The sequence below is a fragment of the Desulfosporosinus sp. Tol-M2 genome (genome assembly GCF_059735615.1).
Genome location: NZ_JCAIJG010000157.1, coordinates 1 through 26,699, shown reverse-complemented (window position 1 = coordinate 26,699; position 26,699 = coordinate 1). Strand labels below are relative to the sequence as shown.

Annotated in this window: 25 protein-coding genes and 2 riboswitches; of the genes, 23 read left to right on the top strand and 2 right to left on the bottom strand. The window is 44.5% G+C overall.

Going from position 1 to position 26,699, the window contains the following annotated elements; all coding sequences use genetic code 11:
- Positions 1-65 precede the first annotated feature (65 nt).
- The 11 genes from nadD (at position 66) to holA (ending at position 13,272) form a co-directional block, all read left to right on the top strand.
- Positions 66-698, top strand: coding sequence for a nicotinate-nucleotide adenylyltransferase (nadD, locus tag AC6I5A_RS12180; RefSeq protein WP_034616340.1), 633 nt, complete (start codon positions 66-68; stop codon positions 696-698).
- 98 nt (positions 699-796) lie between these two features.
- On the top strand, positions 797-1,048 hold the full coding sequence (locus AC6I5A_RS12175; protein ID WP_034616338.1) for an RNA recognition motif domain-containing protein: 252 nt from the start codon (positions 797-799) through the stop codon (positions 1,046-1,048).
- A 368-nt stretch (positions 1,049-1,416) separates the two neighbouring features.
- Positions 1,417-2,013: a bis(5'-nucleosyl)-tetraphosphatase (symmetrical) YqeK gene (yqeK, locus tag AC6I5A_RS12170; RefSeq protein ID WP_034616337.1), complete on the top strand. Its 597-nt coding sequence runs from the start codon at positions 1,417-1,419 to the stop codon at positions 2,011-2,013.
- Complete coding sequence (rsfS, locus tag AC6I5A_RS12165; RefSeq protein ID WP_497900719.1) at positions 1,985-2,347, top strand: ribosome silencing factor; 363 nt, start codon at positions 1,985-1,987, stop codon at positions 2,345-2,347. Before yqeK ends, rsfS begins: the two co-directional genes overlap by 29 nt.
- A 180-nt stretch (positions 2,348-2,527) precedes the next feature.
- Entirely contained in the window at positions 2,528-5,032 is a 2,505-nt protein-coding gene (gene leuS, locus AC6I5A_RS12160) for a leucine--tRNA ligase (RefSeq protein WP_034616336.1), read from the top strand.
- Positions 5,033-5,482: 450 nt separating this feature from the next.
- Positions 5,483-6,547: a DNA adenine methylase gene (locus tag AC6I5A_RS12155; RefSeq protein ID WP_497900718.1), complete on the top strand. Its 1,065-nt coding sequence runs from the start codon at positions 5,483-5,485 to the stop codon at positions 6,545-6,547.
- Between the two features lie 4 nt (positions 6,548-6,551).
- Positions 6,552-7,394 (top strand): DpnII family type II restriction endonuclease, encoded by an 843-nt coding sequence (locus tag AC6I5A_RS12150; RefSeq protein ID WP_034616335.1) that lies wholly within the window; start codon positions 6,552-6,554, stop codon positions 7,392-7,394.
- 408 nt (positions 7,395-7,802) lie between these two features.
- Positions 7,803-7,991 (top strand): type II toxin-antitoxin system HicB family antitoxin, encoded by a 189-nt coding sequence (locus AC6I5A_RS12145; protein ID WP_052168072.1) that lies wholly within the window; start codon positions 7,803-7,805, stop codon positions 7,989-7,991.
- An 872-nt stretch (positions 7,992-8,863) separates the two neighbouring features.
- Positions 8,864-9,478, top strand: a complete 615-nt coding sequence (locus tag AC6I5A_RS12140; protein WP_034616334.1) for a ComEA family DNA-binding protein — start codon at positions 8,864-8,866, stop codon at positions 9,476-9,478.
- Positions 9,475-12,012 (top strand): DNA internalization-related competence protein ComEC/Rec2, encoded by a 2,538-nt coding sequence (locus AC6I5A_RS12135; protein WP_034616332.1) that lies wholly within the window; start codon positions 9,475-9,477, stop codon positions 12,010-12,012. The genes AC6I5A_RS12140 and AC6I5A_RS12135 overlap by 4 nt, the downstream gene beginning before the upstream one ends.
- A 252-nt stretch (positions 12,013-12,264) precedes the next feature.
- Positions 12,265-13,272 carry a DNA polymerase III subunit delta gene (gene holA, locus AC6I5A_RS12130; RefSeq protein ID WP_034616331.1) on the top strand — a complete coding sequence of 336 codons (1,008 nt, stop codon included), beginning with the start codon at positions 12,265-12,267 and terminating at the stop codon, positions 13,270-13,272.
- Between the two features lie 497 nt (positions 13,273-13,769).
- Here holA and rpsT read toward each other — a convergent pair whose 3' ends face one another.
- On the bottom strand, positions 13,770-14,042 hold the full coding sequence (gene rpsT / locus AC6I5A_RS12125) for a 30S ribosomal protein S20 (protein WP_034616329.1): 273 nt from the start codon (positions 14,040-14,042) through the stop codon (positions 13,770-13,772).
- Between the two features lie 202 nt (positions 14,043-14,244).
- Here rpsT and AC6I5A_RS12120 point away from each other — a divergent pair, with 202 nt between their 5' ends.
- From AC6I5A_RS12120 to AC6I5A_RS12105, 4 genes are all read left to right on the top strand, one after another.
- On the top strand, positions 14,245-14,574 hold the full coding sequence (locus AC6I5A_RS12120) for a phage holin family protein (RefSeq protein WP_034616328.1): 330 nt from the start codon (positions 14,245-14,247) through the stop codon (positions 14,572-14,574).
- A gap of 110 nt (positions 14,575-14,684) precedes the next feature.
- A complete protein-coding gene (spoIIP, locus tag AC6I5A_RS12115) occupies positions 14,685-15,761 on the top strand; it encodes a stage II sporulation protein P (protein WP_034616322.1) in 1,077 nt (358 codons plus the stop codon).
- A 508-nt stretch (positions 15,762-16,269) separates the two neighbouring features.
- Positions 16,270-17,841, top strand: coding sequence for a murein biosynthesis integral membrane protein MurJ (gene murJ, locus AC6I5A_RS12110; protein ID WP_034616320.1), 1,572 nt, complete (start codon positions 16,270-16,272; stop codon positions 17,839-17,841).
- A 382-nt stretch (positions 17,842-18,223) separates the two neighbouring features.
- On the top strand, positions 18,224-18,805 hold the full coding sequence (locus AC6I5A_RS12105; protein WP_034616318.1) for a 5-formyltetrahydrofolate cyclo-ligase: 582 nt from the start codon (positions 18,224-18,226) through the stop codon (positions 18,803-18,805).
- Between the two features lie 11 nt (positions 18,806-18,816).
- On the opposite strand, the gene thiC is transcribed toward AC6I5A_RS12105, so the two are convergent.
- A complete protein-coding gene (gene thiC, locus AC6I5A_RS12100; protein ID WP_034616316.1) occupies positions 18,817-20,094 on the bottom strand; it encodes a phosphomethylpyrimidine synthase ThiC in 1,278 nt (425 codons plus the stop codon).
- A 102-nt stretch (positions 20,095-20,196) separates the two neighbouring features.
- A riboswitch (TPP riboswitch) is annotated at positions 20,197-20,297 on the bottom strand.
- Positions 20,298-20,805: 508 nt separating this feature from the next.
- On the opposite strand from thiC, the gene mobA reads away from it, so the two are divergent.
- The 8 genes from mobA to groEL all read left to right on the top strand — a co-directional run.
- On the top strand, positions 20,806-21,393 hold the full coding sequence (mobA, locus tag AC6I5A_RS12095) for a molybdenum cofactor guanylyltransferase (protein WP_034616345.1): 588 nt from the start codon (positions 20,806-20,808) through the stop codon (positions 21,391-21,393).
- 95 nt (positions 21,394-21,488) lie between these two features.
- A riboswitch (molybdenum cofactor riboswitch) is annotated at positions 21,489-21,619 on the top strand.
- A gap of 90 nt (positions 21,620-21,709) precedes the next feature.
- Entirely contained in the window at positions 21,710-22,681 is a 972-nt protein-coding gene (gene moaA / locus AC6I5A_RS12090; RefSeq protein ID WP_034616342.1) for a GTP 3',8-cyclase MoaA, read from the top strand.
- A 3-nt stretch (positions 22,682-22,684) separates the two neighbouring features.
- Positions 22,685-23,176: a cyclic pyranopterin monophosphate synthase MoaC gene (gene moaC, locus AC6I5A_RS12085; protein ID WP_034616314.1), complete on the top strand. Its 492-nt coding sequence runs from the start codon at positions 22,685-22,687 to the stop codon at positions 23,174-23,176.
- 126 nt (positions 23,177-23,302) lie between these two features.
- Positions 23,303-23,737 carry an MOSC domain-containing protein gene (locus AC6I5A_RS12080; protein WP_034616313.1) on the top strand — a complete coding sequence of 145 codons (435 nt, stop codon included), beginning with the start codon at positions 23,303-23,305 and terminating at the stop codon, positions 23,735-23,737.
- Positions 23,737-24,234: a MogA/MoaB family molybdenum cofactor biosynthesis protein gene (locus AC6I5A_RS12075; RefSeq protein WP_034616311.1), complete on the top strand. Its 498-nt coding sequence runs from the start codon at positions 23,737-23,739 to the stop codon at positions 24,232-24,234. The genes AC6I5A_RS12080 and AC6I5A_RS12075 overlap by 1 nt, the downstream gene beginning before the upstream one ends.
- A gap of 300 nt (positions 24,235-24,534) precedes the next feature.
- Positions 24,535-25,356: an NYN domain-containing protein gene (locus tag AC6I5A_RS12070; protein ID WP_034616310.1), complete on the top strand. Its 822-nt coding sequence runs from the start codon at positions 24,535-24,537 to the stop codon at positions 25,354-25,356.
- Positions 25,357-25,633: 277 nt separating this feature from the next.
- Positions 25,634-25,918, top strand: a complete 285-nt coding sequence (groES, locus tag AC6I5A_RS12065; protein ID WP_034616308.1) for a co-chaperone GroES — start codon at positions 25,634-25,636, stop codon at positions 25,916-25,918.
- Positions 25,919-25,953: 35 nt separating this feature from the next.
- On the top strand, positions 25,954-26,699 hold a 746-nt coding region (gene groEL, locus AC6I5A_RS12060), incomplete at its 3' end, for a chaperonin GroEL (RefSeq protein ID WP_034616307.1).

Below are 26,699 nucleotides of genomic sequence, written 5' to 3'. Positions count from 1 at the left end.
ATTATTCATTCTGTCAGCCTCAGCGAAGACGACCGCCTAGTTGCACTTATACGGGCTAAAGGGGGATACAAGTGAAACGGTTAGGGATTATGGGCGGAACCTTTGATCCGATTCATTATGGGCATTTGGTTGCTGCAGAAATGGCACGAGCGGAGTTTAGTTTAAACAAAGTGCTATTTATACCGTCTGGGACGCCGCCGCATAAAGAGAGAAGTGACATCACGGCAGCAGAATTGCGTTTCGAGATGGTTGAACGTGCCATTCAAGATAATCCGGCGTTTGAAATTTCTGCCCTCGAACTTAGGAGAATAGGGCCATCCTATACAGTGGATACCTTGCGCGTTTTGCGCCGCACTTGGCCGGAACATGAACTTTATTTCATCACGGGATCAGATGCTCTTCGTCAGATTTTTTCCTGGCGTGAAGTAGAAGAAATTTTGATGATGACCAAATTCATTGGGGCGGCACGACCGGGGTTTGACGCAAGGGATTTTCTCCTTCAGGTCCAAAAAGAGCGCCCGGAAACTCAGGAGAGGATTCATTACATAGAAGTGCCTGCTTTAGCGATTTCCTCAACAGATATTCGAGCGAGGGTTAAGCGGGGGCAACCAATTCGGTACCTTTTGCCTGAGCCGGTTCGTCTTTATATCCAACAACACGGGCTTTATACTGCGCAGGTAATGTCTGATAAGTCATAGTTTATATGATAATAATGGCTATAGTTCGTATAGTCTACCTGGATTTGATCATACTAGAAACGATCGATGAATCAATTCAAAGAGGTGACCATAAAAATATGTCAACAACACTTTATGTCGGGAATCTCCCCTGGAATACTACTGCAGACGAACTCAGTGGATTCTTTGCCCCATTTGGACAGGTTGAAAGTAGTCGAATTATTACCGATCGTGAAACCGGCCGCTCACGGGGGTTTGGTTTTATCGAAGTCGGAGAAGCGGATGCGACTCGAATGGCTGAAGAGCTGAATGGCAGAGATTTTGGTGGACGACCATTAACGGTTAATGAGGCCAAACCGAAACAAATGTAATACTCTGCGGAAACAAGCACCAACTTCCATTTTAAGATCATGGAAAGGGGTGCTTGTTTAGTAATATTATTGTGAAGTCACCGGGAATGCATCTTAATTATTCAATTTACTTAGGAACACTACATAAAGTGGGGGGATTTTTTAGTGTTTCACTTATTGTCATGGACTAAAAGGCTGTCATCATATGTAATGTTATGTTAATATTAAAGGTAGCGAGTGGATTTTTATACTAGAAACTATATTATCCGCAGCTTTATTATCTTGCCGAATCAGAGGCGGTACTGGAGATATTTCATCGTATAAGTGTAGGAAACAACGTTTATGTATATAATATTCTAGGTTAGAGATAAAAGGGGAGCAGGGGAATAGTGGAATTACGGGCGGAAGAGGTGTTGAATTTAGCAGCTCGCGTCCTTTCGGAGGAACGTTTTAAACACACCTTAGGTGTCGCGGATTGTGCTGAAGAGATGGCCAGGCACCACGGATTGGATCCACTCAAAGCGCGTTGTGCAGGTTTAGCGCACGATTTGGCAAAAGAGATCCCTATAAAGGATCAGTTGAGTTTAGCCCGGCGGTGGGATTTGCTGCACTATCCTGAAGATGAGCAGTACCCGGCCGTATTACACGGGCCTCTTGCGGCATATTGGCTGGAACATTATTATAAAGTTGACGATTCTGAAGTCCTGGCGGCAATTGCGAGTCATACGTTAGGGAGACCAGGAATGTCTCCTTTGGAGATGCTTATCTACAGTGCTGATTTGACTGAACCTCGTCGTGATTTTCCAGAAGTGGATATATTGCGCCAATCCCTGTATGATGATTTAGGAAAAGGTACTTTAGACTGTGTTGAGCGCACTTTAAGATACTTGAGACAGAGAAACAAACCGATTCATCCCTTAACCCAATTGACTTATGAGGATTTGCAAAGGAGGCAAAATGTTGGAACTGGATCAAAAAATGCTTAAACAGATTGTTAGTCTTGTCGAAGACAAAAAAGGCATAGATATTTCCTTACTCAATTTAAAGGGAATATCCATGGTTACGGATTATTGCCTGATTGTGACGGGAAATACGACAACTCAGGTTAAAGCCATAACCGATCATTTGGAAGTGAAGTTACCGGAGATGGGAGTTCCGGTTTTCCATCTTGAAGGGTTACCGGCTGCTAAATGGGTTTTGATGGATTGTGGCGGCGATTTAGTCATTCATGTGATGACCCCTGATCAGCGCGAATTTTATCAGCTTGAACGACTTTGGAAAGACGCGGGAGTTGTCTCTTTTGATACTAACCTAGTATAATTAAAAGTGTAAATGCCATGATAGGGAGCAGTACTCAGGTTACAATGAATACCGGCGCGAGCCATAAAATCGTCTGAGCACTTAAAATTGGGTGGTACCACGGGAGCATGTCTCTCGTCCCTTAAGGGACGAGGGATTTTTTGGTTTAAATTTTTTATAAAATCTTGAGGGGGCAGCTTTATGCAAGAGAAGTATTCGTTTTCTAAGATTGAACCGAAGTGGCAAAAAAAATGGATGGAGAACAAAGCTTTTAAGACCGAGGAAATTTCCTCAAAACCGAAGTATTATGCCTTGGCTATGTTTCCTTATCCTTCAGGTGATCTGCACATGGGGCATGTGCGTAACTACTCCATAGTGGACGTCATAGCTCGCTATAAACGGATGCGAGGGTTTAATGTTCTGCACCCCATCGGTTGGGATTCCTTTGGTTTACCGGCGGAAAATGCCGCAATCAGACACCAAACCCCTCCGGCGGACTGGACCTGGAAAAACATCGCCAATATGCGGCGCCAGCTTCAAGAGATGGGGATTTCCTATGATTGGGACCGGGAAATGGCTACCTGCCACCCTGGCTACTATAAATGGACGCAGTGGATTTTTATGGAGTTCTACAAACATGGCTTGGTGTATAAGAAAAAGGCTGCCGTGAACTGGTGTCCGTCTTGCAGCACAGTCCTGGCCAATGAGCAAGTTGTGGATGGAGCCTGTGAACGGTGTGATACCATAGTAACTAAGAAAAACCTGGAGCAGTGGTTTTTTAAAATCACCGATTATGCGGATGTTTTACTGCAGGATTTAGATAAGTTGCCGGGATGGCCTGATAAGGTGAAAACCATGCAACGCAACTGGATCGGCCGTTCTGTTGGGGTGGAAGTTAATTTTTCCTTAGTTGAACGCCCGGAGAAGATCCCGGTGTATACCACTCGGATCGACACCCTTTTTGGGGTGAGCTATGTGGTCTTGGCACCGGAACATCCTCTGGTCATAGAGCTGGTCAGGGGGACGGAGTATGAAGCTGAGGTGCGGGAGTTTATAAAAAAGATGCAGGGACTCAATGAAATTGCCCGGACGTCTGCGGAAGCGGAAAAGGAAGGGCTGTTCATCGGTTCGTATTGTCTTAATCCGTTAAGTGGGGAAAAAGTGCCGATCTGGATTACCAACTACGTGCTTCTCGAATACGGAACAGGCGCGGTTATGGGCGTGCCTGCTCACGATGAGCGGGACTTTGAATTTGCAAAGAAGTACGGCTTAGGAATTCGTTCGGTTATTGTTCCCGCAGGTAGTGCGCCGTGCGCGAAAGATCAACCGCTCGAGGGTGCCTACACGGAGGAAGGGGTTATGGTTAATTCTGATTCCTTCGATGGTCTGGATAGTAATGAGGGCCTGGAACGGATTGCCGATGAAGTGGAGCGCCGTGGTAAGGGTCAACGGAAAGTCAACTTCCGTTTGCGTGACTGGCTCATTTCTCGTCAACGCTATTGGGGTGCGCCTATTCCGATTGTGTATTGTGAATCCTGTGGAACATTACCGGTGCCGGAAGAACAGCTGCCCGTTTTGCTCCCCGCGGATGTCGTCTTTAAAGCCGGGGAAAATCCTTTAGCCTCCTCAGTATCTTTCACAGAAACAACCTGCCCCGAGTGTGGGGGAGTCGCTCGGCGTGAGACGGATACGATGGATACGTTTGTTTGTTCCTCGTGGTATTTTCTGCGTTATACTGACCCCCGCAACACGGAAGCCGCTTTCGCCAAATCTGCGGTGGATCAGTGGATGAACGTGGATCAGTACGTTGGTGGGGTGGAACATGCCATTCTACACCTATTATATGCACGTTTCTTTACCAAGGCTTTTCGGGATTTAGGCTATGTGAAAGAGGATGAACCGTTCCAAAACTTGCTTACCCAGGGAATGGTTTGCATGGATGGATCTAAAATGTCCAAATCCAAAGGGAATATCGTGAGTCCGGAGGTAATTATCGGAAAGTATGGGGCGGATACGGCACGGTTATTTATCTTGTTTGCTGCCCCGCCGGAGAAAGACTTGGAGTGGAGTGATCAAGGGGTTGAAGGGTGTTATCGTTTTCTGAACCGCGTTTGGCGTCTGGTCGCTCAATATGGGTCCAGTATAAAGGAAACCCTAAAGCACTTATCCCCGTCGACTGACCATGCGGACCATTGGGGGAGCCTGGATGCAGTCAGTAAAGAAATGCGCCGTCAAACTCACCTGGCTATCCAGAGAGTGACGATAGACATCGGAACGCGTTTTAATTTTAACACGGCAATCAGTACCATCATGGAACTGGTTAACACTTTGTATATCTATAAGGAACAGCCTACAGCGGATGCTGCGGTCGGCAAGGAGGCGATTGAAGCGATTCTGTTACTCCTGGCTCCCTTTGCTCCGCATATCACGGAAGAGCTTTGGCTGGAAATTGGGCATACGGGGAGCATTCACCAACAGCCCTGGCCAGAAGCGGATCAAGCTGCTCTAGTGCAAAATGAAATGACTGTTGTCCTTCAAGTGAATGGGAAAGTCCGGGACCGGATTATTGTAGCCGCAGATATTTCCAAGGCGGAGTTGGAAAAAACGGCGCTTGCTCAGCCTGCAATCAGTGAATGGATCCAAGGCAAAGCAATCGTTAAAGTTATTACGGTGCCGGGTAAGTTGGTTAATATAGTCGTTAAGTAAGGGACTCCGGGACTTGTGTGAGGGAAAACAAATCATACAATAAAACAAATATGGTACAACCCAATATAGCATAAACCCGAGGAAGGGACAATTTCTAGTCGGTTTTGACACAGAATTCCTCGTTAAGCTGCAAATGTTAATACTGGATAAGACAATATAAACAAAAAACACATTGCCTTACTGAAGCGATATGTTTTTTGCATTAAGATTAATTAATATTTTTGATGCTCTTTAGTTTTTTATCCCAGTCATGGTATAATAGGATATACACCAGAACAAATGTTCCGGAAATATAGAATAAAGGTTTTTACTACACTCGGTAATAATTCTGCCGTATCTTCAATTGAAGTTAAACTATTAATATTTCTCTGTTATACTATAAGCAGTCCATTGTTAAAATAATCTGTCTTCCACATGGCAGAATTTTTACCGCAAAAGGAGGAGCCAATCTTGTCTATTGCTTTAGCCCCCGATAGTGTTTACAGCTTTTCTGAACAGAACTTAACCAAAACAGCGGTTTACCCGAGATTAAGGTACATGGGGTCAAAATATAAAATAGTCCCATATTTATCTCATATCCTTTATCACTTACCGTTTGAAACAGCGCTTGATGCATTTAGTGGCAGCGGTGTTGTTTCATACGCCTTAAAAGAAATGGGAAAAGAAGTGGTGGCAAACGATTTTCTTACCTTTTCTTCAACCATAAGTAAAGCACTAATTGAAAACAATTGTGAGACCATTTCAAAGAGTGACTTAGAATTACTTCTGTCATCGAATAAAGACGGGCGGGATTTCATCCAACGTACTTTTAAGGATCTATACTTTCCACAGGAAGATCATGTGTTTTTAGATTCAATTTGGTCCCATATGAGTGGATTATCACAATATAAACAAGCGATAACAATTTCGGCACTTTGTTTAGCAGCGGCGCGGAAACAGCCGAGAGGTGTATTTACAATTACTGATGTCCGGTATGATGACGGTCGCCGGACAATGCACACCCCTCTTAAAAGTCTTTTTGTTGAAGCTATCGAGCAATATAACGCCGCTGTGTTCAACAATGGTAAAAACAATCGTGCTTTGTGTTCAAGCATATTTGAAATCAACCCCTCAGGTTTTGATTTAGTATATTTTGATCCGCCATATGCGCCGCCAAAAGATGATGCTGATTACATTAAACGCTATCATTTTTTGGAGGGGCTTTCGGTATATTGGCAAGATCAAAAAATAATGGAGCATACAAAAACCAAGAAACTAGAAAAAAAGTTCACACCATTTGCCTATAAACGCACAATTCGCGAAGCTTTGCGAGAGCTGTTTGACAAATTTAAGCAAAGTACAATAATATTATCCTATAGTTCCAACTCCGTTCCAGATGAAAAGGAGTTATATAGCATTTTGCATGAAGTAAAAAGCAACATAGAAGTATATGCCATACCCCACAAGTATTCCTTTGGTACACAGGTTACAGCAACTAGACGACAAGTTAATGAGTATCTTTTTGTAGGACGGTGATTGAGTGACTTTGCAATATGATCAGTTTATCGAATCTCTAAGTAATCTTCACGATATTACTGCTCGCGAAGATGCCGAAATGCTTCAGGTGGTTAAGAAAACTGTTGTCGAATTGCGAAAAGTTGGGACTATAACACGTAAGTCATTGGCAGTTTTTATTCAAGATAACCCACAGGCTGTTCCAATAATCGCTACATCAGCAGGTTTGGGGCAAGAACAATTGAAAAATCAACTCCGCCGTTTAATGGGTACCACAGGTTGGGTCACTCTAGCTCGTAATAATTCAACCCAATTGATTGAAGTGCTTGACCAAGAATTTGATCTGGTAAATCATTTAACCAAAGACATAAATAAAACGTGGGCTCTTGAGGACGTCTTATTAGAAAGGCATCTTTGGTCTCACAGACCTGGCGCTCAATCGGTCGGTCAAGGTCGTAAAGTTGAAAATGAAGTTGAAGAAATAGCAAAAAAACTGGATCTACCATACACGATGCGTACCCAGTTTGAAGGACGAAGTGGCGAAACAGCACCATGTGATCTAGCCATACCTAACGGATCTGATGCCTTAATTGTCGTAGCAATGAAAGGCTTTAACAGCACCGGCAGTAAGCTTTCCGATGCGGTGAAGGAAATTGAAAAAATGGCTAGGGTTAAATATGCTAAACAGTTTGTTTTTGTCGTTATTGACGGTATTGGCTGGCTTTCCCGCCAAGCGGATTTAAAACGCATTTTTGAGTTATGGCAAAAACGGGAAATTGACGGTTTATATTCATTAAAATATTTGGATCAATTTAGCATTGATTTAAGAGATGCAGCTGTTAGGTTGTCGTTGTTGTCAGTGGAATAATACAATCTCACAGGAAAATTAACCTTATTGATTAATCGTCAGCCAGATTGGGAATGTTTCATATTCCGTGTAATTAGTATTCTCAGCAAGGTTTAAGGCCTTGCAATAATGGTAAAAACTGTAATGCAGCCGGAAAGGCAAGGCTCTGCCGGAGGGCAACCTGAGGGACTGGCTGCGGAACTCAAGAAATGGGAAAGGTAGTCTTAAAAGGGGCTGCTTTTTCATTTCAATCAATGTATACGCTCAAGGATACCGGGGTTGTGTCTGGGACGTTGTATCTTCCGGTTAAAGAAAGACATTCTCGACTGGATTGGAGCACTAACAGGAAAAGTTGAAGAGCCAACCAGGGCGGTCACTTATTACAATATTGCACCGATAAAAAATAAAGAGTGACGGAGGTATTCAGTTATGGAAAAAAGCTTCAAAGTGATTCTCGAATGGGACGAACAAACAAAGGTCTACGTTGTAACAGTGCCAGGACTTCCGGGTTGTGTAACACAGGGCAATAATCGAAAAGAAGCACTTGAACGTATACGGGAGGCGATAGAAGGACATCTTGAGGCTTTAAGCATAATAGGTGAGCCAGTTCCTTGGTAACCGTGCCCGTTCACTCTGGAGAAATATTTAGTCCAATGGTAATCAAGAGTGTTTTAAAACAAGCTAGTCTTGATGTAGATGATCTAATTAAGTTGTTATAGAGAGAAGGAGGCTGTGTGGTCAGGCCTCTTTCTAAATGATATCGCGAAAGGCGTGTGATTACTAGCTGTAAGCATACCCCCCATATGAAATAAGCTCCATATAAATATAAGCTCCATATTAGTAGATAACTGTAAATACGATCGGAAGGGGTCAAGTATTAACCAAAAGGGCCAGGGTGGTTTCAAATCCGCCCGGTCTTTTTTTGCTGGGGGAGTTAGGTACTATTGAATACATCAAGTTATATGGAAATTTGTGAAGAAGACATTTTCTAATTTCACTGCTTTCAATCGACCATGCAGTAGGATACTCAGCACCTTTCAGCTCAACAAAATCTGGGCGAGGTGTGGCCTAATCGGAAAGGGGTCAGGACCATGCTGCGAAAGCATGTTCAGATGATTCGTTGACAGAACGGCATTAGGATTGTCCATGGGAGGACTGCCTTAACTATTGGTAGTTGAATTTTACTGTGTCGTCAATCTTTTTGGCGGTTACCCGGTCAAGGGTATCATAATCATACCCTACTTTTTGGCTGTTGCCATAGGTCGATTCTTTCAATCGATCCCTAAGTAATGTGATCTATTATTCGAAACTGCCAAATTCGACAGGATAAATCAGATCTCGCAGCAGGAAAAAGAAGGAACAAAGCGAAACCAAATGAACCATGGTTACTCAGAGAGAGGGTTTTGCAGCCATCGGATCAGCTGATGTGGATCGCTTGAAATATGGATAAAGCATTGAGTAAATAAAGAACAGGAAGGGAGCTGCCGGGTATGGAACGTAAGCTTCGCTATGTTTGGTGGTTGGTACTTATAGGACTTGTAATTTTTGCTATTTGGAAGCTCTTTCTACCTCATGGTTCCAATGCTTATCTTCAAAAAACAGGTTCAAGCCGAGACATCGTTGTTTATATGGCCGGAGCAGTTGAGAAGCCCGGGCTTGTTCATTTGGCCCCGGATGCCCGCTTAGATGATGCCTTGAAGCAGGTCTGTCCTTTGCCGGAAGCTAACCTGGAGAGTATGAATCCGGCTGAAAAGCTTAAGGATGGGCAAAAAGTTAACGTGCCGTATAAGGTCCTCCCGATTTCCCCGGAGTCCACGGTGGGGGTTAATTCGATGAATGCCGGGGGCGTGGGTACGTCACCAAACATAAATCCAGTAACGGCAGCGAATCCAATAGCCCTGGCAAATGGGAAGATTAATATTAATACCGCCGGAGCAGCCGAACTGGACAAGCTGCCCGGCGTCGGTCCGGTGTTAGCGGAACGCATTATTCAATACCGGACAGAACACGGGCCGTTTGCCCGGGCGGAAGACTTGAAAAATGTTTCGGGTATAGGAGTTATAACCTATGAGAAAATGGCTTCCCAAGTGACGGTTAGCCCATGAAAGATCCCTGGATCGGGCGAGCGGCAGCCCTTTTGATCGGGGGCTTCAGTGGAGCATATTTACCGGAACAGATACGTATCTGTCTTTTGGGGATTCTCGTTTTGCTGGGGGTACGCCTTATCTTGTGGCGTCCGCGTGATTTTTTTGGCCGAGTGTTCCGACCAGAGATTCTTTTGCTGGGAGTCAGTCTCTTGCTTGGCTTTGTGTATGGGGTACTTGCGGATCGTACTCTGCCAGAACCCATCACCTTGGATCATGTGGAGATTGTCGGTCTTTTAAAGGATTGGAATATCGCGGAGGATAAGGCTGAGGGAATAGTTCGCGTCGAAAAAGTAGGAAATGATGTAATAGCGCGGAAGAACACCGGCGAGGCGATGAAAAACGCGGCTGTTGCTTCAGCTGATCCTCAGCAAGAATTAAACGGCCAGACCTATAGGCTGACGGTTTATGCGGATAAGTTTGGTCAGATTCCTGTAGAGTGGAAGCGGGTACAGCCCGGAGACCTTGTAAGTTTCCATGCGCGCTTGGAAAGGCCTCAGTCCGTCGGAACACCCGGTGCATTCGACTTACGTCTTTATTATGGGGTTAGGGGATTAAGTGGCACGCTAAAGGCGCAAGGGGATGCGGTACTGCTTTCTGCGGGGGAGCCAAGTCTAACCTGGAAGATTCGCCAGCAGGTTCGAAGTCGCCTTCAGGCCTGGGATTCTGAGGAAACAGGGGTCTTAGAGGGGATCATCTTCGGAGATTCCAGTCGTATTCCGGATTCAGTTCAAGAACGCTACAAAGTGACCGGCGTACTTCACGTCTTTGCGGCTTCGGGATCCAATGTGGTCTTTGTGCTGGGACTTTCCTGGCTGCTCTTTAGTTTTTTGCCTAAGCCAATGCGGATCAGCGCAACGAGCTTGGTACTTTTACTTTATGCAGCACTTTGTGGGGGAAATGCTCCGATCGTCAGAGCGACTGTTTTGGGTATTGCAGTTCTACTTGGACGGTTAGGGCGGGGGCAAGTAGCTACGCTGCGTTGGTTGTTATTTGCAGCGGTAGGACTATTTATTCAGAATCCTTTAATTATTCAGGATCTTGGTTTTCAACTTTCCTTTGCAGCTGCCTGGGGAATTGTAGTACTCACCCCTCGAATTCTCAAGGTAAAGTTGCTTGAACGTCTCCCCAATTTATTTCGTTTCGCTGTTGCCGGAACATTAGCGGCGCAAGTGGCGACGCTTCCGCTGTTGATCTCGGCTTTTCATCGTTTATCTTTGATCGGCTTTTTGGTGAATGTCTTTATTCTTTTTATTTTAGGCAGTGTGCTCGAAGTGGGGCTCATCGGGGTGATCCTTTCTTTCTCTGGGGGGCTGTCTGCTCCTTTGTTTCAGGTGAGCTTATGGCTTTTAGCCGGGACGAATACGATTTTAAAGATGTTAGCTGAATTACCGTACGCTGATGTCTGGGTGTTAAACCCCGGCCACTTCTTTTGGTTGATTTGGTATGGCGGAATCGGAACCGTCCTGTGGGGAAAAGAACGCGTGCTATTTATGGTTAAGGTGAGGTTTCTTCATCTTGGCCGAGGGTTAAGGACAAGCACTGCGAAGTTGGTAGAACGATGCCCTATGGGAATTCGTCGAGCTGCGCACCGTTTGATCTCGAAAATGTTTAGGAATCCAATATTAAGAAAAAGGGTACTCGTTCGTTGGGGCTGCATACTGCTTATCTTTCTTTGCTTGTGGAGTCCCTGGAATTCACTGAACGATCTGGAAGTGGTCATGATTGATGTGGGTCAAGGGGATGCGATCTTAATCCGGACGCCTCAGCAACATGCTCTCTTGCTGGATGCGGGACCGCGAAGTGAACGGTTCGATGCCGGGGAGCGTATCGTCCTTCCTTATTTATTGCAAAGAAGAATCGGGCATTTGGATGCCTTACTGATTACTCATGAACATCAGGATCATATCGGTGGAGTTCGGTCGGTGCTCGCCAATATTCCAACAGATTGGGTAGGGGTACCTGCTGTAGGTGATCGACTGGAAAATGAAGAATGGCAGGCCGGAATTCCCTTTGAGTTTACCAATCAGCCCGAGAAGCTGAGGATGCTTCAGGCGGAGGACCGGATCGACCTTGATTCAGGGGCCTGGCTGGACGTGTTGGGCCCTCCTCAGGTTCTCGCTGGGACACATTCTGACCAGAACAATAATTCCTTGGTGTTAAAGCTTAACTACTTAGGGCAAAGCGTCTTGCTCACGGCGGATATGGAGCAAGAAGAAATGAAAGAAATATACGAGACGGGTGTAGATATAGAAACTAACATTTTTAAGGAGCCGCATCATGGGAGCCGGTTTTCCTTGGATAGACCTTGGCTGGATGAGATTAATCCCCAAGGTGTATGGATTTCGGTGGGGAAAAATACGTTTGGACATCCCTCGCCCGAAGTACTGCAGTATTGGGAAGAACGTCACATCCCGGTTTATCGGACGGATAAACATGGTACGTTACGGCTTTTGCTCGGAGAACACGGGGCGGAAATTATCCCTGGTCGTTAATATGTTTTTGCGGAATAAGAAATGCTTTAAGGCATACTATAGTTATCAGGTATCACTAAAAAAATATTCCCGGAATGTATGAAAGGTAAAAAATGGGTAACAATAGCAAGGAACATCTCTTTTCTCCTCCTCTTTCTTTTGCCCCTCCACGGATCGTGGAGGGCTTTTTTATGCTGAGAATCAATAATGTATAATGTATTATCTGGCTTTTATTGAAGGTCTCCATTAAAATAAGCAAAGGGGGTGGCAAACATGCGTGAAATTGAACGAATTAAGGAAAGCGTAGCGAGGGGGAAGATTCCGATCGTTTATTTATGGTACGGGGAGGATCGTTTCTTAATTCAAGAGGGGTTGAAAGTCCTTAAGTCGTTCTATTTCATGATAGATCCGTCTGGAAGCGGGATTGAACAAGTTTCTGCAAAGGAGTTGTCTCCGTATATCATAGTTGAGCGGGCCAATACGATGTCCTTTTTTGCCAATCGCCTTGTGGTCGTTGAAGATGTTACCTATTTCCAGGATGGTCAGACGGCTGAGCTGGAGCCGTTGTTGGACTACTTTGCCAACCCCAATCCCACGACGTGTCTTTTGTTTATCGCTGAAAGTGTGCATCGGGGGAGGAAGCTGTATAAGGCTTTAGTTAAAACCGGGGAGATCATGGAATTCTGCGCTCCGAAACGACCTCAGGAATGGCTTGTCTGGGTTCAGTCGGAATTAAAAGCACGGGGAAAATCGATGAATACTCAAGTAACTGCCCAATTTATCGAATGGACGGGGCGCCATACCGGCGTTTTATATCAAGAATTAGATAAGCTCAGCGTATTTGTGGGGGAGCGTCAGAAGATCACCTTGGAAGATATTAAAGCAATAACTCCCCAATCGATTGAAATGAGCATCTTTGATCTTTTAGATGCGGTGGCCGGTCGATCGGCTGCCAAGTCCTTACAAGCCTTGCGTGCGGTGTTGCGTAAAGAACCTGCCTTAAAGGTCTTAGGGATGCTGGTTCGTCAAGTCCGGCTTCTTCTGGGGTGTGACTCTATGCGCAGGCACGGGGGGAATGTTGCCGAGGCCCCTTCAGTATTAGGAATTTCGCCTTATGAAGCGCAAAAAGTCTGGCAACAATCCGCCAGGTTATCAACGAATCAACTATCCAAGGCGTTGTCCGAGTGCTTAAACACAGACCTGGCCTTAAAAACTGGGGGTGGTGATCCTGGGTTATTGTTGGAAATAATGATTATTAAGTTTTGTGAGAAAGTGTCTTAGTACGTTCGCATACGTTTCATCGGGAGGAAGTGTCTCAGCACGTTCGTACACGTTCCATTGCTATTCGCTTGGTGATGCAACTAAAACGCAAACCTCTAGGCTTTCTGCATGTGAACCAATGCGTTTCTTAACGTTTCATCATCTGTACTCATTGACGCAATTCCTCTCTCCGTACTCTCTAAGCTGAGCAACTCCCTCTGGTTTGGGCCCGGGCTTGGAACCGTGATGGGAGTTTTAGGGCGGTTTTGATCTTTGTCGTAACCAAGCCACGTCGTGACCAAGCCATGAATGAAATGAAATTGCAAAGTGAACCGTTTAAGCCAACCCCAGAGAAACGCTCCTTGAAAGCTTTGGTGAACGTGCAATTCATTTGTATTCATCCATTGATGCGATTTCTTTCTCCATGCTCTCTAAGCTAAGAAACTTTCTCTGAAACACAATAAAAGGTAAGCGATAAATTAATTTGTCGCTTACCTTTTTATTAAGCCCGTTATGTTTTACCCAACTTGGGTAAAATGCTTTCTGAATCTACTCGTAAGACGGGATTTCTTGCGAGCTGACATGTTCTTATGAATCAAACCCTTGGAGGCGGCTCTATCCAAAGCACGAGTAGCTTTTTTCAAAGCGAGTGCTGCTGTCTCGGAATCCGTTGTGATTGATTCTTCAAAACGACGAATAGTCGTCCGTAAGTAAGATTTCGCAGCAGCATTTTTAATCATGCGAGCTTTTCCCAACTCAACTCTTTTAATGGCGGATTTAATGTTTGGCACTAATAGTCACCCCCTTTGATGATTGATACTCCTTACTTGTTACACAAACTACATTTTAACATTAGGTTGGTAATATATCAAGGAAAAATTGTGGCAAAATTATTATTAATAAATTTTGTTAGTATTGTGTAAACTAAATCGGTAGTAAAGATACTAAAGAAACATAGTCGAATTAAAACAAAATGATTGGAGGGTACAAATGATGTTAGGAATAATCGTACGGTTTGTTGTTTCGGCTCTGGTTTTACTCTTGGTGAGTTATTTTGTTCCAGGACTTCGGGTGAATGGCATAATCGGAGCTTTTGTCGCTGCAGCGGTGATCGCTGGACTGGGCTATGCTATTGAAAAGGTATTCGGAGACAAAATTTCACGAGCGGGACGGGGCGCGGTTGGATTTATTACGGCCGCTGTGGTAATTTACTTCAGTCAGTTTATTGTTCCTGGTTATATTACTGTTACCATTATTGGCGCTTTACTGGCCTCGTTAGTCATTGGGATTATCGATAGCATTGTTCCAACGACGCTTCGTTAGTTTAGACCAGAAAAAGCAAATACCTATTTAACGAAAAATCTCTTCATAATGTTCTACCTTGGACTTGTCTCTCATAATTCTTCAATAAAGAGGAAGGGGGGACAAGTCCTTTGTTACGGGAAGATTTCTATCGTCAAAAAAAACATTTCCGGATTTGGAGAGTCAGAGAATGGGCGCGAGGATTCCTTCTAGGCTTAGTAAGTATTCTAATTATTTTAGGCTTGGTTTATGCCTTCAGAAGTGGGAGTTCTCGTCAACTAATTGGATTTCTAACCCAACAGTCGTTTCCATTTGAAGCCATATTAATGGAAGGGGCCCCGGGCTTTTCCCAGCCTGAGCGCGCTCGCTTGGATCTAATAAGGAATCAGGGGGCGGCGGTCAGTATGTTTTTATTGACGGGTGTCAATATTGCAGATCCCCGGACATTTTTTCTAGGCTATTTTTCTTCGCCGCCACAAGGTCCAGCGTGGTTAGGGTGGGCTTACAATCCTAATGATCCTGAGTTTGAAGGTCCGATTCTTGAGCCAATTGAACTACAACAACCTGAGGGAAACACGGAGTTTAATCTCCCAATGCCGGTGGCAGGGGCGAAAGAAATTGGCGTGGGAATATATAATACGCACAATAGTGAGTGTTATGCAGGAGATGGAGGGCCGGATCATCGGTTTGGCGAAAATGGAGATGTCGTAACGGTAGGAGAAACACTAAAGAAGATTCTTGGACAAAATGGAATCGGGGCTGTTCACTCGCTGCAAATACATGATGCTGTGGACTATATGAAAGCATATAGCAAATCAATAGTTACAGCAACCCAATTGATTAAAGATTATCCTTCCATGAAACTGTTAATTGACGTTCATAGAAATGGCTTACCTCCTGGGGTTCAATCATCGATCACAATAAAGGGGCAAAGTGTGAGCAGAGTGCTGGTGGTGATAGGAAAGAAGAATCCGCACTGGCAAAAGAATGAAGCTTTAGCAAAGGAACTTATAGCCTTGGGGGAAAAGAAATATCCTGGACTGTTTCTGCCGAACATTAATTATGCAGCAGATGCACGGTATAACCAACATCTTTCTGACGGCGCGTTGCTATTGGAATTTGGAAGCCAATACAATACGTTAGGAGAATCTAATGGCGCAGCTGAAGCCGTGGCGGAGATTTTGGCGGATTATTTAAAGAAAAGCTAAAACTTAAGACACAAGCCCCGAGGAAATAAAATTTGCTTAAAGAGCATGTAAAGTTTGTGCCAAGAATGCGTTCGGTATGATGCTGTACCTGAGATGAAGGTAGGCGTAGTCCCCTTGAGTCTACCTCGATACTATCTCTTATTAATCACATCTTTGAGTGTAAATGCCCCCGAACCACATTTAGGACAACGTTCAGTGCTACAGGGTCGTACTTAACCCTCGTTCGACCCAAGCCCAGAGGAAGTTTCTTAGCTTAGTGAGCACGGAGAGAGGAATCGCGTCAATGAGCGCAGGCGATGAGGCGTTAAGAAACGCATCGGTTCACATGCAGAAAGCCCAGAGGTTTGCGTTTTAGCAGCATCGCCAAGCGAATAGCGATGGAAAGTGGGCGAACGCGCTAAGAAACTTCCTCCTACTTCCTCCTACTTCCTTCCCCTTTAACCGTCTCGTGATAAATGCTATAATTCGGTTGGTAGATTAGGATGATGGGGAGAAGAGGTTTATTCGCATGTCATCAACCAATCGTACGCTTGTGAAAGCAGCTGGTTTTTTAATGCTTGCCCAGTTAGTTTCGCGAATCTTAGGATTTTTTCGCGAAACATTGATTGCTTGTTTTTATAGCCAAAGTAGTGCGACAGATGCTTATAATGCGGCGTTTATTCTTCCGGATTTATTATACTGGTTACTTGTGGGCGGTGTTTTAAGCGCCGCTTTTATTCCGGTTTTTTCCGAATATATAGCTAAAGGGGAGGAGAAAGAGGGCTGGCGAGTAGTCAGCTCGGTTGTGAATTTAATCTTCCTTACGCTAGGATTACTGATATTTATTGGGCTTCTTTTCACTCCCCAATTTTTACGTCTGATGGTTCCGGGGTTTGAGACAATTGGAAATATCGGTTTGACTATCAACTTGACCAGAATTCTCTTGATTCAGCCTTTGTTTATGGCTGTAAGCGGGTTGATCATGGGAGTCTTGAATTCTTACAAAATATTCTGGCCTTCCGCCCTGGGGACAGTTCTTTATAACGTATGTATTATCTTTTTTGGAACGATTCTTGCAAATCCCGCAAAGCCTGAGAGTATTTCTGGGTTTGCGGTAGGGGTCGTTGTGGGGGCATTTGCAAGTTTTGCAGTTCAAATCCCTGCTTTACGGAAGGTGGGGGTGCGTTACTACCCGATTATTGATTGGCACAATCCGGGCGTTCGTCGGATCGGGACCCTCGCCGTGCCTATTATTATCAGTTATTCCTTGAATCAAATTCAGGTGGCGGTCAGTACCAACTTTGGCTCGTTACTGCCTGCAGGGAGTATCACGGCTGTTTGGCAATCTTATCGTCTTTTTCAGTTGCCGGTGGGTATTTTTGCTTTAGCAATTGCCGTAGCCACCTTTCCGACTATGACGGAACAAGCGGCCTTAAAACAATGGGATAAACTCCGGCAAACGATATCCAGTGCTATTCGGATGGTTGTTTTTATTACCCTGCCGATTTCGGTGGGTATGATCGTTTTGCGTTTTCCCCTGATACGTGTTTTATTTCAACATGGGTATTTTACCGCACAAGACACCTTAAACACGGCGATCGCGTTGTTTTATTTTGCACTTGGAATTTCTTCACAGTCCGTGATTCAGATTCTCCCGCGGGCCTTTTATGCCCTTCAGGATACTTGGACACCTGTGATATTAGGAATTATTGCAATGGCTGTTAACATTCTAGCCATGTATTTATTGATTGGTCCGCTTGCTCACGGGGGGTTAGCTTTTGCCACAAGCATTGCTGCTTTCGTAAACATGATTTTGTTATTAGGTATGTTGCGTAGGCGTTTAGGGCAAATGGACGGTCGGGCTATGTTTTGGACAAGTGTTAAATCCTTGGTCGCTTCTCTTTTCATGGCGGGTGCAATCTGGGTGTGGTCTGAATGGCTGACCCTGTTGATTGGCGTTCGCACGCTGGCTTCGTTGACCGTCCTCGCTACGGGGACAACAATTGGAGTTGTGGTATTTGCCGGGATGGCAAAATTATTGAGAATGGGAGAGTTTACGCAGGCAATGGGTTTGGTGAACAGTAAGATTGGAAAGCGATAGGTCAAAATACTAATCCCTCACAAGTACACGAGCGTATGTTCTGTGGATAAGGTGGAGCTGTGGATAATGTGGATAAGTCTGTAGACAAGTTGTAGAAGCTGGTTTACGGTTTTAAGGTAAATAGTTCGTTTTGGAATCACATTATCCACAGAGCCTGTGGATAATGTGGATAACTGAGGAATAAGGCGGTACAAGGCGGTACAATTAGATTTGGTGTGTGGATAACTTTGAGGGCTGAAATATTGGTATAACCGGTACGTGTTCGGTCTTTTCTTGAAAATAACCAAAAATACTCATAAGGAGTTTAATAATGGGGAGGAAATTCTCGCTGGTGATCGAACATTTTTAATAAGGACCATTTTTCTGAAGGGGAAGTATTGACATGAGTGAGGATCGTCAGTCTATAAAGGCCGAAGTGCGCCAAGCGTGTTTATGTCGGCGGACTTCTTTAGGAGAGATAGAAAGAAAAAGAAAAAGCCTAATTATTCAGCAAAAACTTATGGATTTACCGGAGTTCCAACTGGCTCGAACTGTGATGTTATTTCTTAACTTCCGTGAAGAAGTAGAGACTACAGCGCTAGCGGAGGCAACGATAGCAGGTAAGAAAAAGCTGGTATTACCCCGCTGTGCACCGAATGGTACACTCCTTCTAATCAAAGTACGTGATCTGATAAAAGATATTGAACGAGGAGCTTATGGAATTCGCGAACCTAAATTGACTCTTGGAGTAGTGGACCCCTCAGAAATCGATTTAATTATCGTACCCGGTTCCGGGTTTGATCTGCAAGGGAATCGTTTAGGGTATGGGGGCGGCTATTATGACCGCTTGTTTATGCGGTTAAATCCTTTAACACCCAGAGTTGCTCTTGGTTTCGAATGTCAAGTTATTCCTCAAGTACCGGTCGGCGAGCATGATGCTAAAATGACGATGTTAATTACCGAGAATGGGGTATACAATTTTTAAAAGTTAGCAAACTATTTTTCCATAATACGGTTCATAAGGCGCATCGAACACATTTCTCCGCACATGGTGCAGCTGTCCTGATGCTCGGGGGCGGACTCTTGACGATAGCGCTTCGGTTTTTCATGGTCCAAGGCCAGACTAAACATTTTATCCCAATCCAAATCTTGTCTGGCCTGGCTCATCTTCCTGTCCCATTCGGCGGCGCCAGGTATCCCTTTGGCGATATCTCCGGCGTGTGCTGCGATTCTGGCTGCAACTATCCCTTCATGCACGTCGTCCAAAGTAGGCAAACGAAGGTGTTCGGCCGGTGTCACATAGCAGAGAAAATCTGCTCCGGCCGAGGCGGCTAAAGCTCCGCCGATCGCACTGGTGATGTGATCGTAACCGGGAGCAACGTCGGTGACTAACGGCCCCAAAATGTAGAAGGGCGCACCGAAGCAAAGCTTTTTCGCCAACTGGACATTTGACACAACTTCATGCAAGGGAACGTGACCGGGTCCTTCAATCATGACCTGAACATTACGTTGCCAAGCTTTTTGAGTCAATTCTCCCAACACGATTAATTCGGAAATTTGGGCTCCGTCTGTGGCATCGGCAATGCTGCCCGGTCGGCAAGCATCTCCTAAACTTAACGTCACGTCATATTTTGTGCAGATATCCAGGAGATCATCAAAATACTCGTAAAAAGGGTTTTCCCGCCCGGTCAATTCCATCCAGGCATATAGTAAAGACCCGCCCCGGGAAACGATGTTGGTAACTCGGGAGGCCTGGCGGAAATGCCGGGCAGTTTCCCGGTTGATGCCGGCGTGGATGGTAACGAAATCAACACCGTCTCGGGCGTGCTGTTCCACCACGGCTAAGAATTCCTGGGGTGTAATATCTTCCAATTTCTTGCCTAAATAGCCAAGGGCATCATACATAGGAACAGAACCGATCATTGCTGGGGACATGCTAATGAGCTGGTGGCGAAATTCAGCGGTTTTGCCATAGTTGCTTAGATCCATAATTGCTTCCGCTTTCATGTCTAGGGCCATGCGTACTTTGGCAAGCTCATTTTCGAGATTGGCACATTCCGGGGAGATACCTAAATTGACATTAATCTTCGTCTTAAGTCCAAGACCAATGCCCTCCGGACTCAAAGATGTGTGATTTTGGTTAGCGGGGATGACAATGCTGCCCGCCGCCACCCGGAGCCTAATTTCTTCAGCAGGAAGCCCCTCTTTACCGGCGACCGTTTGCATTGCCGCTGTTATTACTCCATTTTTGGCCAGTTTCATTTGGGTACTCATTGAATCACACTCTTTCAAATAAATTTCTTATCTTTGTAGCTTTATAATGCTCTATAAACAATAAGTGAGAACGCGGTAAGCAGTTCTCACTTATACTTCCATAAGTTTAACGATTAGCTTTCCTCCGCTGGTATTAGCCAGATCAGGTTCAAAGGGATCGAGTTTCCTCATCTCAGCCCCGAAGGGCACCCCCAGCAAAAACCGTCTTTAGTTAAGCGTATGCATTACAAACTTGGTTTAATAAGATCTGTGTCCAGTATATAACTAAAAGGGTAGAAGTGTAAATATTGAATGTTTTATAAAATATTTGGATTTTTCTCTTGGGGAAATTGGCTTGCTATGTTGTCAGAATTTCCCAAAGTGACAGGGAAAGTCTGATGTGGTACATTTAAGGCAGAATAGTTGGTCGTAAATAAAAATCAAACAGGATTAGGGTGGAGAGTTATAAAACATCAAGATGTGATTAGCTACACTGCACCCCTTTGACAGTACTGTGCACTCGCCATGCAGTTCCTTCGGGTAAAGGAATTTTATTACTGAGAAATATTCTAGTTCCTAATACTTATAAAGAAAAGAGAACGGATACCGATGCGAACGGGGTACCCGTAACCGTTGGGGGGAACGGGTTTAACCCGTTTTTGTCTGTTGAATACGAGGGGGTCTTCAAAAATTACTAATTCACTGCAGAACTCCGGGAAACAACTTCCAAAGTTGAAGGCGACGGGTATTTTGCTAGCAGGCGGAAAAAGCTCGCGAATGAAAAAAGATAAGGCCTTCCTGGAACTGGAAGGAAGACCCTTAGTGGAGCAGAGTCTAGCTGTTTTGCAAACCGTGTTTACAGAAGTTTTAATTAGCAGCAACAAGCCTGAACTGTATGTAGGCTACGAAGTACAGGTTATTCTAGATGAGATTCCTGGTCGAGGTCCTTTAGAAGGACTTTATCAGGGTTTAAAAGCGGCTACTTATGATGAGGTTTTTTTTGTAGCCTGTGATATGCCGTTTCTAAGTGTTGAGCTTATCCGGTTTTTGGCGACGTGGATTTCGGAGTATGATGTTGTTGTTCCGCAGCTTCAAGATGGCTTCCATCCGTTACATGCCTTTTACCATCGACGTTGTATTCCCATAATCCAAAATAATCTCGAGGCGGGTCACTTCAAGATTATTGATTTTTACCCAACTTGTTCTGTACGGTATGTGAAAGAAAAAGAACTTCAAGCCTTCTCTGATTTGAGCAAAGTCTTTTATAACGTCAACACACCAGACGAATGGTCGGCGATCATTAAGGTTAATCCGAATTGACAAAATGTATTAGGTAGTGAGAAAAAAGAATAATGCAATATATCGCGAATTACCTCTATATAAAGAAAAAGGAATTTAACTGAAAAAAATTAAATATTTTGTCATTGCTCCAAAGCTGGTTTACCTAAAGCAGAAGCTATGGTGACCAGACAAGTGCTTAAAGGCACTCGGGTATTATGGGAAACTGTAATATCTCCTGCTGGAAAGGAGTCTGTCGACAGGTGGATTGAATCCTCCGGTTGTTTACAGACCGCGGGTTTTTTTATTTCAACTGGTTAAGTTTTTTACCAAATTTAATCTTGAAAAGAGGATTTTTATGCTGGATCAATTTCAAAGAAAAATCGAATATCTGAGAATATCAGTGACAGATCGCTGTAATCTACGCTGTATATACTGTATGCCAGTTGAAGGAGTGCAGTGGATGCCGCATGATTCTATTCTTTCCTTTGAAGAAATTCTTCGACTAATGAGGATCAGTACGCAATTAGGGTTTCGTCGCTTTCGTATCACAGGGGGAGAACCCTTAGTACGTAAAGGAATTTTGGACTTTCTGCGGGAGGGCGCCATAATTCCAGGGGTCGAGGACTTCATGATAACTACCAATGGATTGTTACTCCCGAAAATGGCCTTCGATTTAAAAGCAGCAGGCGTTCAGCGAGTGAACATCAGCTTGGATACTATGGACTCAGAGCGTTTTCGAGCTATCACTCGTGTGGGAGAGGTTTCCAGTGTAATTCAGGGAGTCTTTCGCTCGCTTGAGGCTGGCCTAGATCCGGTAAAAATCAATGTCGTGGTCGTCCGGGGGGTTAATACGGACGAGTTGCCGAACTTTTTGAAGTTAGCAAAACAATATCCGCTCCATGTCCGTTTCATCGAACTGATGCCAATTGGCATTAGTTCTAAGCAACGGGCTGATTTTGTTCCAATTCAAGAAATGAAAGAGCTCTTAGGACTAAAAGAGAACATTCTAACTCAGGGGATCTTGGGTGGGGGACCGGCAGAGTATGTTCAACCAAGGGGTTTTAAGGGTAGCATTGGCTTTATTAGCGCCATGAGTCGTCATTTTTGCGATACATGCAATCGTGTACGCTTAACGGCGGATGGAAAATTGCGCCCTTGCTTGCATAGCAAAAATGAAGTGAGTCTGCGTGATGCCCTACGAAATGGAACCTCGGACGAAATTTTAAGGGATCTTTTTGCCCAAGCAGTTTGGCATAAACCCGCAAAGCATCATATGAATGACGAAGCATTGCAAGGTCAACGTGTCATGTCTCAGATTGGAGGGTAAAAAGTGGATTTAACCCATTTTGATGAAGAAGGGCGCGCCCGAATGGTTGATGTCAGCGATAAGGCTGAAACGGCCCGTATGGCAGTTGCTCGAGGGAGAATTACGATGAAAGCAGAGACTTTTGAGCGCATTCGCTCTGGGCTAATCGCCAAAGGCGACGTTTTGGCGGTGGCTCAAGTTGCGGGGATTATGGCGGCAAAGCAGACATCCCAGATAATTCCTATGTGTCATCCGCTCCTGATCACAGGGGCTAAGCTTAGGTTTAACTTAGTGGAACCCGGTGAGGTAAATATTGAAGCGATAGTAAAAGTCAATGGAAAAACCGGGATTGAAATGGAAGCCCTGACGGCGGTCAGTGTTGCAGCGTTAACGATCTACGATATGTGTAAAGCAATAGATAAAACAATGACAATTGGGGATATCTATCTAGTTGAAAAGCAAGGGGGAAAAAGCGGACATTATAGAAGTTCGAAGTTCGAAGTGCATGATTCGTAGTCCGAATTTTGAAAATTGCGTCAGTCCTTGGATAAGTTCTGCTAACATTTACAAAGCTATGTTTCATAAACCAAGTTTTTTTTATTCGATGACCACTGATGAGATGAAAGGGTGAGATTTTATATAATGGGTAAAATAATTGCGGTTTGTACGAGTGAAAAAAAAGGAATGCGCAAAAAGAATGTAGGCGAAGGAATTTTGAAAGTCAACTTTGGTCTGGAAGGAGATGCGCATGGTGGAGATTGGCATCGTATGGTCAGCTTGCTGGCGATGGAAAGTATCAAGAAGATGACGGATAAAGGGTTGGATGTTGGGCCAGGGGACTTTGCGGAGAATCTGACAACGGAAGGACTGGAATTATTCATCCTTCCCGTGGGAACAAAACTTAAGATAGGGGAAACCAGTATCGGAGAAGTCACTCAAATTGGTAAAGAATGCCATACGAAATGTGCAATCTTCTATCAGGCTGGGGACTGTGTCATGCCAAGAGAAGGAATTTTTATCCGGTTGTTGGAAGGCGGAGTGGTCCGAGTCGGGGACAGCATCGAGGTGATAGCTTAATGCTTCGCGTAGGAGTCATCACGGCTAGTGACAAAGGGTCGCGTGGAGAAAGGGAGGATCTCTCCGGGCCAACGCTTATTAAGCTTGTTCAAGACATTGGCGGGGAGGTTGTGGAGTATGTAGTGCTCCCGGATGAGCAAATGTTACTTGCTGAAAAAATGTGCCAATGGGCGGATGAACTTAGTCTGGATTTGATTTTAACGACCGGCGGGACAGGTTTTGCAATGCGTGATGTTACGCCTGAGGCCACCTTATCCGTCTCGGATCGTTTGGTACCCGGCATTGCAGAAGTGATGCGGATGGAAAGCTTAAAGGTGACAAGTAAGGCTATGCTAAGCAGGGCAGTAGCCGTCCTTCGTAAACAAACGCTGATTATTAATATGCCGGGTAGTCCCAAGGCGGCGCGCGAATGTTTTAACGCAATTGCCCCAGCCCTTTCTCATGGAATTCAAATCCTCAAAGGGGAAGCCGGAGAGTGTGCGACAACAGTCAAATGATAGTCACTAATGCTTTAAGAGATTGGTAGCTAATCTACCAATCTCTTTTTGTACTATCAGACCCCCATGCCGCTGCGCGGCACCACTGATGAATGAAAACAGGTTGTTTTCAGGGCAGAAAGTATAAGTTTCGGGTAAGCATAAGTGCAACTAGGCAGCCGCCTTCGCTAAGGCTAGGCGCCAGCCAAGTTTTCTTTATACTAGTCGGGACTTACCTATAATCAGTATTACCGTGCTTGTCACCTCTGTCCATGGTCTTGTGTATAATAGGGTAGACATATGGCTTGGGAGGTGAATTTCGTGAAAGCCATTGCGTTTGTCGATTACGAAAACATTTGGACGGGATTATTAGAGAGGGGTTATGACTTAACGCCGGAACAGTTGGCACGGTTTTTGCAATTTTATACAATACAAAACAATATCGACTTATTGGCCATCTATCTTTACGCCAACTTTGATCGGGAAGAGTTTTTGCGAACACAAACGATGTTTGAGAAAACGAATGTCTTTACGCGTCATGTCTTTGGGAAAAATAATTATGCCAGTACGGGACTTCGCCGTAATGCAGCAGATTTGGAATTAATGCTTGAGGCTCAGGAAATCTTGCTGACACGAGAGTCTACGTTTGACATGTTTTTGTTGCTTACGGGGGACGGTGACTTTCTTTCACTACTCAGAAAAGTCCGGGCTTGGGGGAAAGAAGTAAAAGTGATCGGGGTAGCAGGAAGTATTCATCATGCGCTACACCCTTATTGTAAGGGGGAGGATCTTTTACAGTGGTTCCTTCATGAACAGCCTGAAACAGAGTATTATCCGGAGCGGGATTTGGAACAAGGGATCCGGATCCTGGGAGATCTACAGACTCGCTTGCCCTACGTTGCATCAACTAAGGCGAGAGCTGCTTTAACGGAGCTTCTGGGACGATCTATTATGCAAGTTAAAGAGTTCATTCGGTATACGTTAAAAGAAACTATACTCCTTGAGAAGGAGCACCCCGATCCGAATCTCAAAATTGGTAAAACAAAAATATACCTTCTCAATCTAGAGAATACCTTGGTTTTGGAAGCGTTAGGATCCATGCGTGAAGAAGTTTTTCAGCGTCAAAAATTACTGGATCTTTAATTATGTATAGAAACTCGAAAAGCTGGCAATTATAGTGTTTAGAGGATGTGGAAACACGCTCGGGGGAGGGCCTAGGGTGTAATAATACCTATCGCCTGAAATAGTGAGAAATAACTCGATTGATAGAGTAAATGTAGTATTTATGCTCATATTTCGAGCCTAAAGGGGGTTGCTTTCCAGTGCCCCCTTGCATATTATTATAGATATATTGTTAGCACTCAATGGAGTCGAGTGCTAACAAATATTAAATAAAAACAATAAGGAGGGACTTTTCTTTATGAACATTAAACCTCTCGCAGACCGGGTGATTGTCAAAGCACTCCCAATGGAAGAAAAAACTAAGAGCGGAATCTATATGCCGGATACCGCAAAGGAAAAACCACAAGAAGGCGAAGTAATCGCTGTTGGTCCTGGTAAAATGGAAAAGGGTGAACGTATAGCTTTGGATGTTAAAGTGAATGATCGTGTAATTTATTCCAAATATGCAGGTACCGAAGTTAAGTTTGATGGGGAAGAATACTTAATTCTGAAAGAGGCAGATATCTTAGCTATTTTGGGCTAGTCCAATAATACTTAAATTTAAGGAGTGGAAATACGTTGGCAAAACAAATTATTTTCAATCAAGACGCCCGTCATGCTTTAGAACGCGGTGTTAATGCGCTGTCTGAAGCTGTTCGTGTAACCTTAGGACCTAAAGGCCGTAATGTAGTCCTTGACAAGAAATTCGGATCTCCTATGATCACAAACGATGGAGTAACGATTGCTCGAGACATCGAATTGGAGGATCCATTTGAGAATATGGGAGCACAACTCGTTAAAGAAGTGGCTACCAAAACTAATGATGTGGCGGGAGATGGTACGACAACTGCTACACTTTTAGCACAAGCTATCATTCGCGAAGGGCTTAAGAATGTCGCGGCCGGTGCAAACCCTATGGGCATTAAACGTGGCATTGAGCAAGCAGTGGAGGCTGTAGTTACCGCCATTAAAGCTAATGCCAAACTCGTTGAGACGAGTGAAGCCATTGCTCAAGTTGCCTCAATCTCCGCCAGCGACAAAAATATCGGCGACCTCATTGCGCAGGCAATGGAAAAAGTCGGTAAAGACGGCGTTATCACTGTTGAAGAAGCTAAAGGGATGACGACTGAACTTGAAGTGGTTGAAGGAATGCAATTTGATCGGGGCTATATTTCAGCTTATATGATTACTGATACAGATAAAATGGAAGCAATACTTAATGATCCTTTCATTTTGATTTCCGATAAGAAGATCAGTGCGATTCAAGACGTTCTACCGGTTCTTGAAAAAGTTGTACAAGCAGGTCGTCAATTGCTGATCATTGC

Coding starts and splice junctions, on each gene's coding strand:
- AC6I5A_RS12105 (WP_034616318.1), top strand. CDS start 18,224: ATGAGTGAGGATCGTCAGTCTATAAAGGCCGAAGTGCGCCAAGCGTGT.
- AC6I5A_RS12075 (WP_034616311.1), top strand. CDS start 23,737: ATGCTTCGCGTAGGAGTCATCACGGCTAGTGACAAAGGGTCGCGTGGA.
- moaA (WP_034616342.1), top strand. CDS start 21,710: ATGCTGGATCAATTTCAAAGAAAAATCGAATATCTGAGAATATCAGTG.
- rsfS (WP_497900719.1), top strand. CDS start 1,985: ATGTTGGAACTGGATCAAAAAATGCTTAAACAGATTGTTAGTCTTGTC.
- AC6I5A_RS12175 (WP_034616338.1), top strand. CDS start 797: ATGTCAACAACACTTTATGTCGGGAATCTCCCCTGGAATACTACTGCA.
- AC6I5A_RS12120 (WP_034616328.1), top strand. CDS start 14,245: ATGTTAGGAATAATCGTACGGTTTGTTGTTTCGGCTCTGGTTTTACTC.
- AC6I5A_RS12145 (WP_052168072.1), top strand. CDS start 7,803: ATGGAAAAAAGCTTCAAAGTGATTCTCGAATGGGACGAACAAACAAAG.
- holA (WP_034616331.1), top strand. CDS start 12,265: ATGCGTGAAATTGAACGAATTAAGGAAAGCGTAGCGAGGGGGAAGATT.
- AC6I5A_RS12140 (WP_034616334.1), top strand. CDS start 8,864: ATGGAACGTAAGCTTCGCTATGTTTGGTGGTTGGTACTTATAGGACTT.
- AC6I5A_RS12080 (WP_034616313.1), top strand. CDS start 23,303: ATGGGTAAAATAATTGCGGTTTGTACGAGTGAAAAAAAAGGAATGCGC.
- AC6I5A_RS12135 (WP_034616332.1), top strand. CDS start 9,475: ATGAAAGATCCCTGGATCGGGCGAGCGGCAGCCCTTTTGATCGGGGGC.
- murJ (WP_034616320.1), top strand. CDS start 16,270: ATGTCATCAACCAATCGTACGCTTGTGAAAGCAGCTGGTTTTTTAATG.
- thiC (WP_034616316.1), bottom strand. CDS start 20,094: ATGAGTACCCAAATGAAACTGGCCAAAAATGGAGTAATAACAGCGGCA.
- leuS (WP_034616336.1), top strand. CDS start 2,528: ATGCAAGAGAAGTATTCGTTTTCTAAGATTGAACCGAAGTGGCAAAAA.
- groES (WP_034616308.1), top strand. CDS start 25,634: ATGAACATTAAACCTCTCGCAGACCGGGTGATTGTCAAAGCACTCCCA.